At 69.5% G+C, this 18,472-nt stretch carries 17 protein-coding genes and 2 pseudogenes; 8 read left to right on the top strand and 11 right to left on the bottom strand.

All coding sequences use genetic code 11. From position 1 onward, the window contains the following. Window positions 1–23 precede the first annotated feature (23 nt). Window positions 24–413 carry a VOC family protein gene (locus ACFYP5_RS20810; protein WP_389037971.1) on the top strand — a complete coding sequence of 130 codons (390 nt, stop codon included), beginning with the start codon at window positions 24–26 and terminating at the stop codon, window positions 411–413. A 73-nt stretch (window positions 414–486) separates the two neighbouring features. On the opposite strand, the gene ACFYP5_RS20805 is transcribed toward ACFYP5_RS20810, so the two are convergent. From ACFYP5_RS20805 to ACFYP5_RS20780, 6 genes are all read right to left on the bottom strand, one after another. Continuing rightward, window positions 487–978 carry a GNAT family N-acetyltransferase gene (locus ACFYP5_RS20805; RefSeq protein WP_389037969.1) on the bottom strand — a complete coding sequence of 164 codons (492 nt, stop codon included), beginning with the start codon at window positions 976–978 and terminating at the stop codon, window positions 487–489. Between the two features lie 227 nt (window positions 979–1,205). Beyond that, window positions 1,206–1,610 carry a DUF1992 domain-containing protein gene (locus ACFYP5_RS20800; RefSeq protein ID WP_389037967.1) on the bottom strand — a complete coding sequence of 135 codons (405 nt, stop codon included), beginning with the start codon at window positions 1,608–1,610 and terminating at the stop codon, window positions 1,206–1,208. Window positions 1,611–1,832: 222 nt separating this feature from the next. Then, window positions 1,833–2,696 carry a tyrosine-protein phosphatase gene (locus ACFYP5_RS20795; RefSeq protein WP_389037964.1) on the bottom strand — a complete coding sequence of 288 codons (864 nt, stop codon included), beginning with the start codon at window positions 2,694–2,696 and terminating at the stop codon, window positions 1,833–1,835. An 86-nt stretch (window positions 2,697–2,782) separates the two neighbouring features. Further along, entirely contained in the window at window positions 2,783–3,082 is a 300-nt protein-coding gene (locus ACFYP5_RS20790; protein WP_389037961.1) for an SHOCT domain-containing protein, read from the bottom strand. Between the two features lie 91 nt (window positions 3,083–3,173). After that, window positions 3,174–3,602 carry a DUF6325 family protein gene (locus ACFYP5_RS20785; protein ID WP_389037959.1) on the bottom strand — a complete coding sequence of 143 codons (429 nt, stop codon included), beginning with the start codon at window positions 3,600–3,602 and terminating at the stop codon, window positions 3,174–3,176. 62 nt (window positions 3,603–3,664) lie between these two features. After that, entirely contained in the window at window positions 3,665–3,829 is a 165-nt protein-coding gene (locus ACFYP5_RS20780; protein WP_389037957.1) for a hypothetical protein, read from the bottom strand. A 420-nt stretch (window positions 3,830–4,249) separates the two neighbouring features. On the opposite strand from ACFYP5_RS20780, the gene ACFYP5_RS20775 reads away from it, so the two are divergent. The 6 genes and pseudogenes from ACFYP5_RS20775 (at window position 4,250) to ACFYP5_RS20750 (ending at window position 12,871) form a co-directional block, all read left to right on the top strand. Further along, on the top strand, window positions 4,250–6,109 hold the full coding sequence (locus ACFYP5_RS20775) for a methylmalonyl-CoA mutase family protein (protein ID WP_389037954.1): 1,860 nt from the start codon (window positions 4,250–4,252) through the stop codon (window positions 6,107–6,109). Further along, window positions 6,109–8,310 carry a methylmalonyl-CoA mutase gene (scpA, locus tag ACFYP5_RS20770; RefSeq protein ID WP_389037951.1) on the top strand — a complete coding sequence of 734 codons (2,202 nt, stop codon included), beginning with the start codon at window positions 6,109–6,111 and terminating at the stop codon, window positions 8,308–8,310. The genes ACFYP5_RS20775 and scpA overlap by 1 nt, the downstream gene beginning before the upstream one ends. A 12-nt stretch (window positions 8,311–8,322) precedes the next feature. Then, window positions 8,323–9,309: a methylmalonyl Co-A mutase-associated GTPase MeaB gene (gene meaB / locus ACFYP5_RS20765; protein WP_389037948.1), complete on the top strand. Its 987-nt coding sequence runs from the start codon at window positions 8,323–8,325 to the stop codon at window positions 9,307–9,309. Between the two features lie 320 nt (window positions 9,310–9,629). Next, the gene (gene rho / locus ACFYP5_RS20760; protein ID WP_389037946.1) at window positions 9,630–10,769 is read left to right on the top strand and encodes a transcription termination factor Rho; all 1,140 of its coding nucleotides are present in this window, start codon (window positions 9,630–9,632) and stop codon (window positions 10,767–10,769) included. Between the two features lie 72 nt (window positions 10,770–10,841). After that, window positions 10,842–11,840 (top strand): aldo/keto reductase family protein, encoded by a 999-nt coding sequence (locus ACFYP5_RS20755; RefSeq protein ID WP_389037943.1) that lies wholly within the window; start codon window positions 10,842–10,844, stop codon window positions 11,838–11,840. Between the two features lie 160 nt (window positions 11,841–12,000). Then, a pseudogene (locus ACFYP5_RS20750) lies at window positions 12,001–12,871 on the top strand (sigma factor). A gap of 281 nt (window positions 12,872–13,152) precedes the next feature. Here ACFYP5_RS20750 and ACFYP5_RS20745 read toward each other — a convergent pair. From ACFYP5_RS20745 to ACFYP5_RS20725, 5 genes are all read right to left on the bottom strand, one after another. Then, window positions 13,153–14,514 carry an NAD(P)/FAD-dependent oxidoreductase gene (locus ACFYP5_RS20745; RefSeq protein WP_389037940.1) on the bottom strand — a complete coding sequence of 454 codons (1,362 nt, stop codon included), beginning with the start codon at window positions 14,512–14,514 and terminating at the stop codon, window positions 13,153–13,155. Between the two features lie 133 nt (window positions 14,515–14,647). Further along, on the bottom strand, window positions 14,648–14,989 hold the full coding sequence (locus tag ACFYP5_RS20740) for a hypothetical protein (protein ID WP_389037937.1): 342 nt from the start codon (window positions 14,987–14,989) through the stop codon (window positions 14,648–14,650). 36 nt (window positions 14,990–15,025) lie between these two features. Beyond that, window positions 15,026–16,744 (bottom strand): cytochrome c oxidase subunit I, encoded by a 1,719-nt coding sequence (gene ctaD, locus ACFYP5_RS20735; protein ID WP_389038657.1) that lies wholly within the window; start codon window positions 16,742–16,744, stop codon window positions 15,026–15,028. A 323-nt stretch (window positions 16,745–17,067) separates the two neighbouring features. Then, complete coding sequence (locus tag ACFYP5_RS20730) at window positions 17,068–17,457, bottom strand: Zn-ribbon domain-containing OB-fold protein (RefSeq protein WP_389037934.1); 390 nt, start codon at window positions 17,455–17,457, stop codon at window positions 17,068–17,070. Between the two features lie 110 nt (window positions 17,458–17,567). Beyond that, window positions 17,568–18,284 carry a TetR family transcriptional regulator gene (locus ACFYP5_RS20725; RefSeq protein ID WP_389037932.1) on the bottom strand — a complete coding sequence of 239 codons (717 nt, stop codon included), beginning with the start codon at window positions 18,282–18,284 and terminating at the stop codon, window positions 17,568–17,570. Between the two features lie 107 nt (window positions 18,285–18,391). Here ACFYP5_RS20725 and ACFYP5_RS20720 point away from each other — a divergent pair. Next, window positions 18,392–18,472, top strand: a pseudogene (locus tag ACFYP5_RS20720) (electron transfer flavoprotein subunit beta); the annotation flags it as partial.

Below are 18,472 nucleotides of genomic sequence, written 5' to 3'. Positions count from 1 at the left end.
ATGCCCGTTGGAGGCATTCCACAGTGTCAGTCGAGTTGAATCACACCATCATTCACGCCCGGAACAACCGGGAATCCGCCGAATTCCTTGCACACATCCTGGGTCTGGAAATCGGTGCGGAATGGGGCCCGTTCGTAGCGGTCGCCACGGCGAATGGGGTCACGCTGGATTTCGCCACCATTCCCGCCGAATCGATCGTCGGGCAGCATTACGCCTTCCTGGTCTCGGAGGCGGAGTTCGATACGTCGTACGCCCGCATCAAGGAGCTCGGGATCACCTACTGGGCCGATCCGCATCAGAAGCATCCGGGCGAGATCAACCACAATGACGGCGGCCGGGGCATCTACTTCCTCGATCCCGCCGGACACGCCATGGAGATCATCACGCGCCCGTACGGCGGCTTCGCCTCGTAACGGTTCCCGGCACACCAGGCGTTCGGCCGGGATTCCGGGTCACCGGGTCCCGGCCGGGCTCTTTCGCGGTCCGTCAGGCGACCGGAAGCGTCAGTTCGGGCCGGTCCCACATCACCGCGGGCGGGTTGGCCGCGGCAGTGCCGGTACGCAGGGCGCCCACACTGCGGTAGAAGCCCTCGGCGGGTGGATGCGAGACTATGCGAACGCCGGTGAGCCCGGCCACCTGCGCCTCGCCGCGCAGATGCGCGATCAGCAGCCGTCCGATACCGAGCCCCTGCGCATCGTCGGCGACGAACATCAGATCCAGTTCGGCCTGCTCGAGAACCAGCGAGTAGAACCCGAGCAGCCGGTCGGTACCGCCGTGGACGGCCACGAAGACCCGATGGGTCTCGATGTAGTCGGGCCCCACCCGGTATCCGGCCACCATGGGCGCGTACGGGCCCTCGTAGGCCCGGGAGTTCCTGACCAGCCGGGTGAGACGCTTGGCGTCGCGCGCGGCGGCCCGTCGTATCAGCACATCGCGGCGACCTGCCCCGCCTACCGCTCGCGTAACACTCGGTTTCATAAAGGGAGTATTACGCATCGGAGGCCGGGCGCACGCCCGGCCTCAACCGCCCGCCGCCGCGACCCAAGGGCTGTCCCGTAATCCCTGGTGGATCAGCGCGCGGCGTCAGATGCGGTGCATCGCAAGGCGGAGGGGCGTGCTCATACCGGTCGTATTCGGGCGTTCCGACAACGCAGCGAGGTGCCGCAGCTGTCGTCGTACGCCCGCCAGCGATTGCGGGACAGCCCTTAGGCCGGACCGCGCTCCGCACGCCACTCCTCGACCACGGCGTCGATGTCGAACGGGCGCGTGTTCAGCAGGGGCCCCGGAGGCGGCCGACGCATCGCCGCCTCGATCTTCTCGTTGACCGCGGTGAGCATCCGGCGCACCTCGGACTCCGAGCGGGCTTCGGACACCGCCGCGCGGGTGTCCTCCGCCTCCTTCCGCAGGGCCAGGGCCGGCGGGAGCATCGACACCCCCTCGCGCTGCATCTTCGCCTTGATCCACCAGGTTTCGTCGTACGGGCGGTCGATGCCGGGCAGCGGCTTGCCGAAACCCGGCAGCTGGGAGAAGTCGCCGCGCTGCTCGGCCTCACGGATCTGCTTGTCGACCCACGATTCGAAGCTGACGCCGGCGGGTTTGCGCTCGGTCAACGTGCACCCCTCTCGGAGAACCCTTGATCCAGTACTCCCACGATACCGAGCAGGTCCCGGCGCAGGACCCCCTGGAACACTGAGGCCCGCTCGGCGCACGTGTCCGACGCCGGGCGTCCCCGTCTGCGGCCCGGCCGACACGCCAACTCGACCGCGAGGACGGCGGTGCAGACGATCCCTTCCTGCCGAAGGACGGGAGCGTACCCGCCAGGGGTATAGGGGTCAGCCCGAGGGTCCTCCGCGGACGGCCGCTTCGGTCGATCGGGCACCGAAGACGGCCGGTTCCGGTTGAGCGGAGACCACGAGCTGGCTCCGAAGCCGCTCCACCACGGGCTCGGGGATCCGCAGGCCGTCGCGCACGTAGCCGTCCAGCCCGCCCCACCGCTCGTCCATCGCGTCGAGCGCCATCGAGAGATAGCGGGGGCGGACCTCGATGATCGCGGACGCGATCTCGGGATCGCCGCCCGCGTCGAGGAAGCCCTGCACATACGGCTGGAAGGCGGCCCGCGCCACGGGATTCACGGCGAGGAACTCCGCCCGTACGACATCGCGTGACGCCCCGGCCATGAGCAGGAGCAGCGCGGTGGCCCACCCGGTGCGGTCCTTACCCGCCGTGCAGTGGAAGAGCACCGGCCGGGCCCGGTCGTCCGCGGCCGTCTCGACGAGGGCGCGGTACGCGGCCGAGGCGCCTGGCGACAGGACCAGCTTCCGGTAGGTCTGCGCGAACAGTTCCTCGGCCTTTCCGCCGCCGAGCATCTCCTCCGCGGCGACCGGATCGCTGAGCAGCGCGCGCAGCCGGGCGGGTGCCACGCCCGGGTTGTCGCCGAGGACATCTGCGACGAACAGCCGGGCTCCGGGCGGCAGCCGATCGGGGGCCGCCATGCGCTCGTCCGCCGTGCGCAGGTCGACGACGGTCCGGATACCCAGGGCGGTCACCGCCACGTCGCGGGCCGCGTCGAATCCGCTGAGCTGACCGGAGCGCAGCACCGCCCCGGACCGGAAGCAGCGGTCGCGGCCCAGCGAAATACCGCCCAGGTCGCGCAGATTGATAACGGTGGAAGCCGCAACGGCGCTGGCGATTTGCACGATGGATTCCCCTTATTCCGGACGCGACTCATAGCGGGCACGGCTTACTGCGGCCACGGCTGATGAATGGATTCGCCCCGGCCGGATCAAACGGCCAGAATCTTCGCCTTCTGTGCCTCGAACTCGGCGTCGGTCAGGATTCCTTGCTTCTTCAGCTCGGCCAGTCGTTCCAGCCTGTCGATGATGTCGTCCGCCGGGGGCGCGGGAGGCGCCGCCTGGGCCGGGGGTGTCTGCTGTTGTACGGCCTCTTCCTGTGCGGCTGCTTCCTGAGCGCCCCACCTCTGCTGCTGGCGCTGCTGGACCCGTCCGCTGACCGCTGATGCCGTGCCCGCGACGACGGCGGTGCGCGCCACGGTGCCCAGCAGTCCCGGTCCTCTGCGGTTCATGCCCGCTCCTCGGAAAATCGGCATGATGTGTGCCCCTTCCAGGTGTGGTGCGGTGCGTGCGGCGCGACGGCGTACTGCGGGCCGTGCAGGGTCAGCCGGTGGGACCGGCGGCGGCCACGGCTGCCTCCGCGATCTCGGCGGGGATTCGCTCATGCGCCACCACTTGACCACCCGAGGCCCGGACGGCCGCTGTGAGCGGCACCGCCCACAGGTCCTCCCACACGATCAGCGCGGCTGAGCTGCCCGGTGGCACGCTCTCTCCGAGAGTCCGGATGTCCTCGCTGTTCAACAGCCCGCTGACCACTCCTTCCACCGGCTCGAACGGCACCAGGTCATCGGGATCGAGGTCTTCCAGTTCCACTGATTCGAGCGTGCCGTCCTCACCGCGGTACACAAACGTCAGGTCGAGGATCCGCACTGCCTTCGAGGCGACCGCTTCGGCCAGCGCCGGCGCAATGGCCCCGGTGAAACGGCTCCCGGGAAAGGCGACGACGAGGTACTCCACAGGTCCCACAGTCACGGGCGTGTCCTCTCCTGACGGATGGATTGTCTGCAGCATAACTTCGGATATTTGGTGCTGCACTATGGCAATTCACCTGGGACGGAGAGCTGAGCGGCGGCCTCGACGCCGGTCCGGACAACCGCCTTTTCGGTGCCGCCCGCCCCCGCCGCCTCGTGGGAGATCTCGGCGACGAAATCCGCGAGCGCATGGATACCGCCGGGGACACGGCTTCCGGGCCGGGGCATGGCAACCGGGCAATCCCGACCGGCCGCGGCGACAGCGGATGCCGGGCGACCTCGGACGGTGCCGGGTACAGGAAGGTGCGTCCCTGGTCGTGCACGCCGGCACGGTCGGCCGCCGAAACCGCTCCGACGGGGTCGCGGGTGACGATCAGGCAGGCGCCACCGAAGCAGGCCGGAGGGGTGCGCGGAGTGAGGCGTCGTGGGGGCGGGTGGGCCGATCGGGTGAAGCGAGGGGGCATCGAGCAGAGCAGCGCCCGGGCGGGGGCGGCCGGCACATGCCCGGCCCGGCGCGACACGGCTGGCCCGCCCGCCGGCGGCCCCCCGACTACGCCACCGTCCGTAAAGGATCAAGTGCGCGCGGAGAGGGCAAGGTCACAGGCGGTTCCCCTGCTGCTCATCTGAGCCTTCGCCTAGCATCTGGGCATGACGGTCCTGCCTGCTGACGGGCTTTCGTTGGCCGCCGAATTCCCTGACCCAGCCCATGAGCAGTGGCAGAGCCTTGTCGAAGGCGTGCTGCGCAAGTCGGGCAAGGACGTTGCGGGTTCGGCAGCCGAGGAAGCGCTGTCCACCACAGTGGAGGACGGGCTCATCACCCGCCCTCTGTACACCTCGCGCGATGACGCACCCGATGCCGGTTTTCCGGGCTTCGCCCCCTTCACCCGCGGCAGCAAGGCCGAGGGGAACGCGGCGAACGGCTGGGACGTACGGCAGCGGCACAGCCTGACGGATCCGGCCCGGCTCAACGAAGCCGTGCTCGCGGATCTGGAGAACGGTGTCACCTCGTTGTGGCTGACCGTCGGCGGTGCGACGGGCGTACCGGTATCCGGGCTGGCGCGTGCGCTGGACGGTGTCTATCTCGATCTGGCCCCGGTCGTGCTCGACGCGGGCAGCGAACTCGACTCCGCCGCAACGGAGTTGCTGCGGTTGTACGAGGAGCGGGGCGTGGCCCCGGCGTCGGCCCGCGGCGCTCTCGGCGCCGACCCGCTGGGCCGCGCGGCGCGCAGCGGCAATGCACCGGAGCCGGCCGCCGCCGTGCACTGGGCCGAGCGGTGCGCGAAGGAGTATCCCGGGCTGCGGGCGTTGACCGTGGACGCGTTGCCGTACCACGAGGCCGGTGGCTCGGCGGCCCAGGAGCTGGGCAGTTCGCTGGCGACCGGCGTGGCCTACCTGCGCGCGCTGACCGAGGCGGGGCTCTCCGTCGAGGCGGCCTGCGCCCAGCTGGAGTTCCGGTACGCGGCCACCGCCGACCAGTTCCTGACCATTGCCAAGCTGCGGGCGGCGCGCCGGCTGTGGGCGCGGGTCGCCGAGGTGTGCGGAGCCGCGGGCGCCGGCGCGCAGCGTCAGCACGCGGTGACGTCGTCGGTGATGATGACGCGGCGCGATCCATGGGTGAACATGCTGCGGACGACGCTGGCATGTCTGGGCGCGGGGGTCGGCGGGGCCGACTCCGTCACCGTACTGCCGTTCGATCACGCGCTGGGGCTGCCGGACGCGTTCGCCCGGCGCATCGCCCGCAACACGTCGACGATCCTCATGGAGGAGTCGCATCTGGCCCGGGTGATCGACCCGGCGGGCGGCTCCTGGTACGTGGAGCGGATGACCACCGAACTCGCAGACGGGGCCTGGGCGTTCTTCCAGGAGATCGAGCGGGCGGGCGGTCAGGCAGCGGCGCTCGGCTCCGGCCTGATCGGTGAGCGGCTGGCGGCGACCTGGGCGGCGCGCAGCAAGGATCTGGCACGGCGCAAGGAGCCGGTCACCGGCGTCAGCGAGTTCCCGCACCTTGCGGAGCGCCCGGTGGAGCGCGCGGCGGCCCCCGGCGCCGACGGCGCGTCGGGCGGGCTGCCCACGGTGCGTCGTGACGAGGCGTTCGAGGCGTTGCGTGCCCGGTCGGACGCCCATCTGGCGGCGACGGGCCGGCGGCCCCGGGTGTTCCTCGCGGCGCTCGGCCCCGCGTCGGCGCACACCGCGCGGGCCACGTTCGCCTCGAACCTCTTCCAGGCGGGTGGGATCGAGCCCGTGCACGACCCGGCGTCGGTGGACACCTCGACGGCTGCCGAGGCCTTCGCGACCAGCGGGGCCACGGTGGCTTGCCTGTGTTCCGGTGACGCGCTGTACGCCGAGCAGGCGGAGGCCGTGGCCTCGTCGCTGCGGGCGGCCGGTGCGCAACAGGTGTTCCTCGCGGGCCGGCCCGCCGGGTATCCCGGTGTCGACGAGTACGTCTTCGCGGGCTGCGACGTGGTGGCCGTGCTCTCCTCCGTCCTCGACCGTATGGGTGTGGCGTAATGCGGATCCCCGACTTCTCAGACATCGAACTCGGGCCGGGCACCGGCGCCGAGGGGTCCGAGGACCAGTGGCACACGGCGGTGAAGGAGTCCACCGGTGGCTCCGACGGCGAACTTCTCTGGGAGACCCCGGAAGGCATCGCGGTCAAGCCGCTGTACACCGGTCGTGACCTGGAAGGGCTCGACTTCCTCGGTACGTATCCGGGCATGGCCCCGTATCTGCGCGGCCCCTACCCGACGATGTACGTCAACCAGCCCTGGACGATCAGGCAGTACGCGGGGTTCTCCACGGCCGAGGAGTCCAACGCCTTCTACCGCCGCAACCTCGCGGCCGGGCAGAAGGGACTGTCCGTCGCCTTCGACCTGCCGACCCACCGCGGCTACGACAGTGACCACCCGCGGGTGACCGGCGACGTCGGCATGGCCGGTGTGGCGATCGACTCGATCTACGACATGCGCCAGCTGTTCGACGGCATCCCGCTGGACAGAATGACGGTGTCGATGACGATGAACGGCGCGGTGCTTCCCGTGCTGGCTCTGTACATCGTGGCGGCCGAGGAACAGGGCGTGCCGCCCGAGAAGCTGGCCGGGACCATCCAGAACGACATCCTCAAGGAGTTCATGGTCCGCAACACCTACATCTATCCGCCGAAGCCCTCGATGCGGATCATCTCCGACATCTTCGCGTACACCTCGCAGAAGATGCCGCGCTACAACTCGATCTCCATCTCCGGCTATCACATCCAGGAGGCGGGTGCGACGGCCGATCTGGAGCTGGCCTACACCCTCGCCGACGGGGTGGAGTACCTGCGGGCCGGTCGGGACGCGGGTCTCGATGTGGACGCGTTCGCACCCCGGCTGTCGTTCTTCTGGGCGATCGGCATGAACTTCTTCATGGAGATCGCGAAGCTGCGGGCTGCCCGCCTGCTGTGGGCGAAGCTGGTCAAGGAGTTCGAACCGAGGAACGCCAAGTCCCTCTCGCTGCGCACCCATTCGCAGACCTCGGGCTGGTCGCTGACCGCGCAGGACGTGTTCAACAACGTCACCCGGACCTGCGTGGAGGCGATGGCCGCCACCCAGGGACACACCCAGTCGCTGCACACCAACGCGCTCGACGAGGCCCTCGCACTGCCGACGGACTTCTCGGCGCGGATCGCCCGGAACACCCAGCTGCTGCTCCAGCAGGAATCGGGTACCGGCCGGGTCATCGACCCGTGGGGCGGCAGCGCGTACGTGGAGAAGCTGACGTACGACCTGGCACGGCGGGCCTGGCAGCACATCGAGGAGGTCGAGGCCGCGGGCGGGATGGCGCAGGCCATCGACGCGGGCATCCCGAAGCTCCGGGTGGAGGAGGCCGCGGCCCGTACCCAGGCGCGGATCGACTCCGGGCGGCAGCCGGTGATCGGAGTCAACAAGTACCGGGTGGAGACGGACGAGCAGATCGATGTGCTCAAGGTCGACAACTCTTCGGTGCGCGCCCAGCAGATCGAGAAGCTGCGGCGGCTGCGCGCGGAGCGCGACGAGGCAGCCTGCCGCTCCGCCCTGCGGGCACTGACGGCGGCGGCCGAGAGTGGTCCCGGCCCGGGTCTCGAAGGCAATCTGCTGGCACTGGCGGTCGACGCGGCGCGGGCGATGGCCACCGTCGGCGAGATCTCGGACGCCCTGGAGAAGGTGTACGGGAGGCACGCGGGCCAGATCCGTACGATCTCCGGTGTGTACCGCAACGAGGCAGGGGAGTCACCTTCCGTGGACCGTACCCGGACGCTGGTCGGCCGGTTCGAGGAGGCGGAGGGGCGCCGTCCGCGCATCCTGGTCGCCAAGATGGGCCAGGACGGTCACGACCGCGGCCAGAAGGTGATCTCGACGGCCTTCGCCGACCTGGGCTTCGACGTCGATGTCGGCCCGCTGTTCCAGACGCCGGCCGAGGTGGCACGGCAGGCGGTCGAGGCGGATGTGCACATCGTGGGGGTCTCCTCGCTGGCTGCCGGGCACCTCACTCTCGTACCGGCGCTCCGTGAGGAGCTGGCCGCCGAGGGCCGCGACGAGATCATGATCGTGGTGGGTGGGGTGATCCCGCCGCAGGACGTCGAAGCGCTGCACGAGGCGGGTGCGGCGGCCGTGTTCCCGCCGGGCACGGTGATCCCCGATGCCGCCTTCGATCTGGTGACGCGGCTCGGTGCCGCGCTCGGCCATGAGCTGTGAGCCGCTGACCCGATGGCTCCGACGATCGATATCGACAGCTATGTGAAGGGGGTGCTCGACGGGAAGCGGGCGCACATCGCGCGCGCCATCACTCTCGTCGAGTCCACCCGCCCCGATCACCGGGCGTTGGCCCAGCAGTTGCTGCGCGAGTTGCTGCCGCGCTCCGGCAACGCGCGGCGCATCGGAATCAGCGGGGTGCCGGGGGTCGGGAAGTCCACGTTCATCGATGCACTGGGCACGATGCTCACGCGGCTCGGGCACCGGGTCGCGGTGCTGGCCGTCGATCCGTCATCCAGCCGGACCGGCGGCTCCATCCTGGGCGACAAGACCAGGATGGAGCGGCTGGCGGTCGATCCTGCGGCATTCGTCCGCCCCTCCCCCACCGCCGGGACACTGGGCGGGGTGGCCAAGGCGACCCGGGAGTCCATCGTGGTGATGGAGGCGGCGGGTTACGACGTGGTGCTGGTGGAGACGGTCGGGGTGGGCCAGTCGGAGACGGCCGTGGCCCAGATGGTCGACACGTTTCTGCTGCTCACGCTGGCCCGCACCGGCGATCAACTGCAGGGCATCAAGAAGGGTGTCCTGGAGCTGGCGGACGCCATCACGGTGAACAAGGCCGACGGTCCGCACGAGCGCGACGCGCGAGCGGCGGCCCGTGAACTGGCGGGCGCGCTGCGGCTGATGCACCCGGCAGATGCGGCCTGGACTCCCCCGGTGCTGACGTGCAGCGCCCGTGAGTCCACCGGCCTCGACACCCTGTGGGAGCGGCTGGAGCAGCATCGTGCGCTGCTCGACTCGACGGGGCGGCTGGCCGCGAAGCGGCGTGACCAGCAGGTCGACTGGACCTGGACGATGGTGCGCGACGAACTGCTGGACAGCCTGCGCAGCCATCCGCAGGTGCGTGCGCTCACGCCTTCGCTCGAACAGCGCGTACGTGACGGCGAGTTGACGGCAACGCTCGCAGCCGAAGAGATCCTCGCCGCCTTCCGGGGCGACTGAGCGGATCGGGCGGGGCAGGCGAGGGAGGGCGGTGGCTGCCGTGCAGCCACTGCCCTCTCCCGTATTCCCGGCACCTACCATGACCGCCAGGTGGTACAGTGCGAAACGGCACGTGTGTAACGCCCGATTCGGGCGCCGGTGCCGGTTCTCCATTCTGTAGCTGCTCCGTCCGTCCTTTTCCGACCGGCGAGGCAGCTTCCCGCACCACCTTCCTCCAGTCCGGTACGGACTTTCCTGCCCGTCGTCCGGGGCGTGATCCCACCGCCCCCGCGCATCCGCCGGGCCCCTTCATTCGCCATGTCGCGAAAGGACCACCCCGCATGACCACCACCCTCAAGCACCCTCTTGACCGGCAACAACTCCCCACGAACGTGACAGGAGTCCTCGACCTGACGCACCAGGGGCACGGGGCGCTGCGCACCGACGGCGGCCACCCCTCCCCCGCCGACATCCAGGTGCCTGCGGCCCTCGTCCGCCGGCACGGCCTGCGCACGGGCGACCTCGTCGAAGGCCTCTGCGACCGGCCGCGCGTCCTGTCAGCGGTCGAGCGGATCAACGGCCGCCCCCCGCAGGCGCTGAGCGGCCGGCCGCACTTCGCCGATCTCACCCCGCTCCACCCCGGGCAACGCCTGCGTCTGGAGACACCCGGCGGCAGCCCGGCAACCCGCGTCGTCGATCTCGTCGCCCCCGTCGGCAAGGGACAGCACGGACTGATCGTCGCCCCGCCCAGGACCGGCAAGACAGTGCTGCTGCAGCAGATCGCCGCCGCCGTCGCAGCCAACCATCCCGAGTGCCATCTCATGGTGGTGCTGCTCGACGAGCGCCCCGAGGAGGTCACGGACATGCGTCGTTCCGTACGGGGCGACGTCCTCGCCTCGACGTTCGACCGGCCCGCGAAGGAGCACATCGCCCTCGCCGAACTCGCGGTGGAACGAGCCAAGCGGCTCGTCGAGCAGGGCCAGGACGTGGTGATCCTGCTCGACTCGCTTACCCGCCTGTGCCGCGCCCACAACAACGTGGCGTCCGCCGGAGGCCGCACCCTCAGCGGTGGTGTGGACGCCGCCGCCCTGCTCGGGCCCAAGCGGCTCTTCGGCGCCGCACGCCGCACCGAGGAGAGCGGTTCGCTCACCATCCTCGCCACCGCGCTGGCGGACACCGGGTCCCGCGCCGACGACTACTTCTTCGAAGAGCTCAAGAGCACCGGGAACATGGAACTCCGGCTGGACCGTGCACTGGCGGACAAACGGATCCACCCGGCCGTGAACATCCCTCAGTCCGGCACCCGCCGCGAGGAACTGCTGCTCCCCGCCGCCGAACTGACCGCCGTACGAGGGCTGCGGCGCGCACTGCACACCAGGGACCCGCAGGCGATGCTGGAAGTGCTGCTGGACAGGATCCGGCAGACACCCGACAACGCGGCCTTCCTCCGCCGGATCCAGGGCACCGTACCCGACGCCTGAGTCCTCCCGGCCGGAACGGTGGTGCATGCATAGCATGACGTGTTCACGCACCAGTACAGGGAGAGCAGGCACATGGAATTCCGCCGACTCGGCCGCAGCGGTCTGACGATCAGTGAGATCGCATACGGGAATTGGATCACCCACGGCTCCCAGGTGGAGGAGGACGCGGCCGCCGCCTGCATCCGGGCCGCCCTGGACGCCGGGATCACCACCTTCGACACCGCGGACGTCTACGCCGAGACCCGCGCCGAGGCCGTCCTCGGCCGGGCGTTGAAGGACCAGCGCCGCGAGAGCATCGAGGTGTTCACCAAGGTCTACTTCCCGACCGGCCCCGGGCAGAACGACCGCGGTCTGGGCCGCAAGCACATCCTCGAATCGATCGACCACTCGCTGCGCCGGCTGCAGACCGACTACGTGGACCTGTACCAGGCACACCGCTACGACCACAGCACGCCGTTGGAAGAGACCATGGAGGCGTTCGCCGACGTGGTCCGCTCCGGCAAGGCCCTCTACATCGGCGTCTCCGAGTGGACTGCTGACCAGTTGCGCGCCGGACACGGCCTGGCCCGCGAGCTGAACGTTCCGTTCGTCTCCAACCAGCCGCAGTACTCAGCTCTGTGGCGGGTCATCGAGGGTGAAGTCGTGCCCGCGTCCGAGGAGCTCGGCATCGGTCAGATCGTCTGGTCGCCGATCGCCCAGGGCGTGCTGACGGGCAAGTACAAGCCGGGAGCGCAGCCGCCGGCCGGTTCGCGGGCGACGGACGACAAGGGCGGGGCATCGTTCGTCGCCGGCTGGCTCCGCGACGACGTCCTGGAGCGGGTCCAGCAGCTGCGGCCGCTGGCGGACCAGGCCGGTCTGAGCCTTGCTCAGCTGGCCGTCGCCTGGGTGCTGCAGAACCCCAACGTCTCCGCCGCGATCATCGGCGCCTCCCGGCCCGAACAGGTCACGGAGAACGTGAAGGCGGCAGGCGTGAAGTTCGACGCGGATCTGCTGAAGGCCATCGACGACGTACTGGGTCCCGTGGTGGAGAGCGACCCGGCGCTGACCGCGGGCCACGAGGGCAACGGCTGAGCCGGCCGGTCACGGCTCCGGGAGGCCGGTGCCCGCTGTCCGGCGGTCACCGGCCTCCCGCACGGGGCGACGCGGCGGCGTGTCGGCACCCGGAGCGTGTCGCAGAGGCCTGGTCCCATGGGTCACTTGTACGACACGGAGCGACGGAGGAAGGTGACCGATGGACGAACAGGAAGTTCTGGCAGCCCGCTTCGAGGAGCACCGGCCCCGGCTGCGGGCAGTGGCCTGCCGGATGCTCGGTTCGGCCGCCGAGTCCGACGAGGCCGTCCAGAACACCTGGCTGCGGCTCACCCGTTCCGACGCCGGCGACCCCGCGAACCTCGGCCGCCGGCTGACGACGGTCGTCGCCCGGATCTCCCTCGATATGCTGCGCAGCCGCGAGGCCCGCCGCGAGGATCCCTGGGAAGCACATCTGCCGGGGCCCGCCCTGCGCCACGACGAGGGCATCGGATCCGAGGAGCAGGAGGAGCTCACCGACTCGGTCGGCCTGGCGCTGCTCGTGGTGCTGGACACGCTGTCGCCGGCGGAACGTCTGGCGTTCGTGCTGCACGACATGTTCGCCGTGCCGTTCGACGAGATCGCCCCCGTCGTGGAACTCACCCCGGCCGCGACCCGGCAGCTCGCCGCCCGTGCGCGCCTGCGGGTGCAGGGTACGGTCCCGGATCCGGGGACCGACATGGCCCGTCGGCGCGAAGTCGTCGACGCATTCCTGGCCGCGTCGCGCGGCGGCGACTTCGAGGCGCTGTCGGCCCTGCTCGACCCGCACGTCGTACTCCGCGTCGACCCCGCGGCGGCTCTGTCGGGCGCGGCGGGGGCAGTGGGGGCCGCCGCGGTCGCCGGCACGTTCGCGGGGCGTGCCTCGGGCACGGCCCGCCCTGATCGACGGGCTTCCCGGCGCTGTCTGGACCCCGGGCGGAGGGCCGAGGATCGTCATCGGCTTCACCATCGAGGCCGGGCGGATCGTCTCGATCGACCTCGTCGCGGACGCCGACCACATCGCCCGGATGGATCTGCGGATCCGCGGTGTGTGAGAGACCGGCGGCCCGCGGCGGCCCCTACGAGAAGGCGGCAGGCCTCGCCGCTCCCCTTGGCGAACGAACGGCAAGGCCTGCGAGCACGGTCCATGACCTCGGGTGAGCTGAACGAGGACGGTCACGTTGCCGTCCGTGTCCTTCACCGAGGCGGTACGCCGGCCGCCGCCGATCAGGTGGCTGTTCATGCTTCATGTCACTGCGACGGAATCCGGTCCGCCGGTGCCACGACCCGCGGCGCCGAAGGGATGTGACCGGCGGCGGAGGGACCCCGCCCCGGATCAGCCGCGGGCGGTCAACGAGGCGGTGTGCTGGCGGACCTGTTCCGGGGTGAGGTAGGAGTCCGTGTACTCGAAGTCGCGCAGGGTGGCCCGCTTGCGGGCCTGGAATCCGGTGCGTACGAAATCGTCACCGGCGACGGCGTTGAGCATCCAGTTGGTCATGACCCGTGCCTTGGCCACATTGGTCCGCATCGCCGACCAGTGGTATCCGCGGGCCACGGCCTGTGCGGCGATCCCGTGCATCTCGAAGCCGAGCGGCTTGGAGACCGCGTCCTTGCCGCCGAGGTCCACAACGAGCCCGAGGTCCCTGTGTTCGTACGGCTTCAGCGGCTCGTGGCGGAGTGTGGCGATCAGGTTGTCGGCGAGCGTGCGGCCCTGCCGAATGGCGTGCTGCGCGGTGGGCGGGCAGACCGCGCCGTCGCCCTTGACCAGGTCGGGTACGGCGGCGGCGTCGCCGAGTGCGAAGACACCGTCGAAGCCCGGCAGGGTCATCTCCGGGGTCACCGCCAGACGCCCTCGTACGGTCTCCGCGCCGAAGGTGGCGACCAGCGGACTCGCGGTGACACCGGCGGTCCAGATGAGCGTGCGGCAGGGCAGCACCCGGCCGTCGGTGAACGTCACCGTGTCCGGCCCCGCCTCGGCGACCGAGACTCCGAGCGACACCTCGACCCCGCGTGCGCGCAGCACCTGCTGGGCGCTGAGCCCTAGCTTGTCCCCCAGCTCGGGCATCAGCTTCGGGGCGATGTCGATCAGATGCCACTTGATGAGCTTCGGGTCCAGCCGGGGGTAGTACCGGAGGGCATTGGTGGTGAGCCGCTGCAGACAGGCCGCGGTCTCGGTGCCCGCGTATCCGCCGCCTACCACCACGAACTGCAGCCGGGAGGCCCGCTCCTCCTCGTCGTGGCTGGCGTCCGCCAGGTCCAGCTGTGCGATCACGTGGTCACGTAGGTAGGCGGCCTCGGCCAGCGTCTTCATCCCGCGGGCGTTGTCGAGCAGACCGGGGATGTCGAAGGTGCGCGTGACACTGCCGGGGGCAAGGACGATGTAGTCGTACGGTTCGTCGACGATCTCGTCGGTGATCTTGCGGATGACGCAGATCTTCGCCGTCGTGTCCACGCCGATCGCCCCGCCGGGGATGATCCGGGTGCGGTGCCGACGGCTGCGGCGCAGTGAAACGGCGACCGACTGCGGTGTGAGCACGCCCGACGCCACCTGCGGCAGGAGTGGCAGGTAGAGCTGGTACGAGAACGGGGCGACGAGCGCGATGTCCGCCTCGCCGGGTTTGAGTGCGCGCTCCAGTCGGCGTACGCACTCGACCCCGCCGAATCCGGCGCCGACGACGAGAATCCTGGGTCGTGCCACGGTGTTCGTCCCTTCTCGGGTCTGCGCGAGCGCCCGTTCTCCTGCCCGGTCGCGCGCGCCCATCACCCACCATCCTCACGAACCGGGTCCGAGTTCGCCTGCTGAGGACGGCAGAACGGACGAGCGCCCGGTGTCAGCGGGTCAGCAGGGTGAGCGCCGTACAGGTCCCGCTGACCGCACCGGCAGTGACGACTGCGGCCGCCACACAGCGCGCCCTGAGCCTGCGGTAGCGGTCGTTGTACTCGCCGCGCAGTTCGATGGAGCGGGCGGCGATACGGGCCAGCATCGCCCGGGATGCGGCGACGCGGTCCGCGGTGTACACGCGGGCCACTTCCTCACGCTGGGTGGTGGTGAGCCAGGGCAGCTCGTCGGTGAAGCGGAGGGCCAGCCTGCGTGCCTCCTCGACCTCGGCGCTCCAGAGCAGATAGCCCTCCATCTGTGCCAGTCCGCGGGCGCTTTCCTTGTCGGGGTCCACTCGGGCTCCTTCCTCCTTGTCGGCGGGCGGCCGCACTCACGCCTGGCGGTCTCCCGGGGTCGCGGGTGTGGCGCCGGGACGGTGGGCACCCTCGTCGAGGGTCCGTACCGAGGGGTGGTGCAGGTCGAACGCCGGGGATTCGGAACGGATCCGCGGCAGGGTGAGGAAGTTGTGCCGCGGCGGCGGGCAGGAGGTCGCCCACTCCAGCGAACGGCCGTACCCCCACGGGTCGTCGACCTCGACCTTCTTGCCGTACTTGGCGGTCTTCCACACGTTGTAGAAGAACGGCAGCATCGACAGGCCGAGCAGGAACGAGGAGATCGTCGAGATCGTGTTCAGCGCGGTGAAGCCGTCGGCGGCGAGGTAGTCCGCGTAGCGACGCGGCATGCCCTCGGCACCGAGCCAGTGCTGCACCAGGAACGTGCCGTGGAAGCCCACGAACAGCGTCCAGAACGTCATCTTGCCGAGCCGCTCGTCCAGCATCTTGCCGGTGAACTTCGGCCACCAGAAGTGGAATCCGGAGAACATCGCGAAGACCACGGTGCCGAAGACGACGTAGTGGAAGTGCGCGACGACGAAGTACGAGTCCGAGACATGGAAGTCCAGCGGGGGCGAGGCCAGGATGACGCCTGTCAGACCACCGAAGAGGAACGTCACCAGGAAGCCGATGGCCCAGAGCATCGGCGTCTCGAAGGACAGCGATCCCTTCCACATCGTGCCGATCCAGTTGAAGAACTTCACACCGGTCGGTACCGCGATGAGGAACGTCATGAACGAGAAGAACGGCAGCAGCACACCGCCGGTGACGTACATGTGGTGCGCCCACACGGTCACGGACAGGCCCGCGATCGCGATGGTGGCACTGATCAGACCGACGTAGCCGAAGAGCGGCTTGCGGCTGAAGACAGGAATGACTTCGCTGACGATCCCGAAGAAAGGCAACGCGATGATGTACACCTCCGGATGGCCGAAGAACCAGAAGAGGTGCTGCCAGAGCAACGCGCCGCCGTTGGCCGCGTCGAATACGTGCGCCCCGAATTTGCGGTCCGCCTCCAGCACCAGAAGTGCCGCCGCCAGCACCGGGAAGGCCAGCAGGACCAGCACACCCGTCAGTAGCACGGTCCACACGAACATCGGCATGCGGAACATCGTCATACCGGGTGCGCGCAGGCAGATGATCGTGGTGATGAAGTTGACCGAACCGAGGATCGTGCCGAAGCCGGAGAAGGCCAGACCCATGATCCACATGTCACCGCCGATCCCCGGCGAATGGACCGCGTCGGTCAGTGGGGAGTAGGCGAACCAGCCGAAGTCCGCGGCGCCGTTCGGGGTGAGGAAGCCGGCCACCGCGATGATCGAGCCGAAGAGGTACAGCCAGTACGCGAACATGTTCAGCCGCGGGAACGCCACGTCCGGCGCGCCGATCTGCAGCGGCATGATCCAGTTCGCGAAGCCTGCGAACAGCGGCGTCGCGAACATCAGCAACATGATCGTGCCGTGCATCGTGAACGCCTGGTTGAACTGCTCGTTCGAGACGATCTGCGTGCCGGGACGGGCCAGCTCGGCGCGCATGACGAGAGCCAGCACGCCGCCGACGACGAAGAAGGAGAACGAGGTGACCAGATACATCGTGCCGATCGTCTTGTGATCGGTGGTGCTCATCCACCTGACGACGACGTTTCCCGGTTCCCTGCTGCGTAGCGGCAGTTCGTTCGCGTACGCCTCCTCTGTCTCGTCCGCCCCAGGTGTGCCCATCGTCGTCACTGCGACGCTCCTTCGATCGGTCCTTCGCGGGTGGGCTCGGCACCCGGCAGAGCGCCACACCCACCGGGGCGGCCGGGCGGCCCCCCGAGGCGTCGCGCCAGTTTTCCAGCTGCAGCAAATCAGCCGCGGAGCCGTCATGGGCGGCCCGGCGCCCGCCGGGGCGTGACTTTCACTCGTCAGGACGTGCCGACTCACTGCGTCGGCCGGTTTCGATCCGCCCGGACCGGCCCGAGGGCCGTCCCGTGATCCCTGGTGGATCAGCGCGCGGCGTCAGATGCGGGGCATCGCAAGGCGCAGGGTCGTCATCGGCGGCGTTACTGCCATGCGAGGTGGTCGACCGGGTCACAGAGTTCGAAGTGGGGCTCCCCCGCGTCCGGGTCCGCGCCGACGACGGGGCGCACCCGCGCGCCCACATGCACCAGATGCGGTGCGGCACCCACGACCCGGCACCGGAAGACAAAGCCTTCGGGCAGCCGCACCAGGGACTCGTTGCGGGCGGACTCGGTGTAGCGGTGCACCACTCCGGTCCGTACGACGACGCCGAGACCGTCACTGCGTACGGAATCCAGGTCGCTCGACGCACACACGGGGCACAACAACCGTCGGAAGGAAGCCGTGCCGCACCAGCGGCAACACTGGTAGATCAATCCGGGTTCACTCTGCGCCGTCGGTGCGGCATTGCCGGCTGAAACTGAATGAGACACGTCTCGACCCCTTGGACTCGGCTCGGGTGCGTCGACGCCGTACCTCGACGCAGACGCACCTTATGGCACCGAGTGCCAAAAAATAAAGGTACTGAGTGCCTGTCCTGACGTCAGTCCTCGGCGAGAGCCGACTCGACCTTCTGCACCACGCGCCACATCGGCGTGCCCTTGGAAGTGACCAGAACGACGACGTCGTCGTTCTGGCGGTGGTGCACTGTCTGCACGGCGGCGCCCCCTGCCGCGGCGCCCCACAATCGCTGCACGAAGGCGAGGGCATGGTCCACCGCGGCCTCCGGGTCGCCCTCGCCACCCGAACGCAGCCACGCCCGCAGGCCGTTGTTGTGCGCGGCGACCACGGCCGCGGCGATCACCTCGGCGTGCAGCGGACCGTCCGTGTCGCCGAGATATCGGCCCCGGAGGTACTCGGCCATCGTCCGTTCGTAGCGACGCACCACCGAAAGCTCATAGGTGCGCAGGCCGGGCACCTCCCGCGTGAGGTGGTAACGCTGGACGGAGAACTCCGGATTGGCGGCGTACATCTGCAGCACGAGCCTGGCCGCGTCGCACACCGTGGCCACCGGGTCGCCGTCGCCGGCCGCCTCCAGGAGCGCGGTCATATCGGCGAGACAGCTCTCGTGGTCGGGGAAGACCACGTCCTCCTTGGACGGGAAATAGCGGAAGAACGAACGCCGTCCGACGCCCGCGCGCGCAACGATGTCGTCCACCGTCGTCCGCTCGAAGCCCCGTTCCAGGAAGAGCTGGAACGCCGCCTCGGCGAGCACCTCCCGCATGGGGGGCTTCTTCACTGTTCTGCGCGCCTCGGTCATGCCCGGAACCTAACACCAACCACAGCTTTTGACACTACGTACCTTTACAGAGGGTACTGAGTGCCATATGGTCGCCTTACGAACCACACCCAGGTAGGAGAGCCGGCGTGAGCTTGAGGATCGTTGTCTGTGTGAAGTACGTGCCCGACGCCACCGGTGACCGGCATTTCGCTGATGACCTGACGCTG

It is taken from the genome of Streptomyces sp. NPDC005262, assembly GCF_042872425.1.
GTDB lineage: Bacteria > Actinomycetota > Actinomycetes > Streptomycetales > Streptomycetaceae > Streptomyces.
This window is presented reverse-complemented; position numbering and strand designations above follow the sequence as displayed.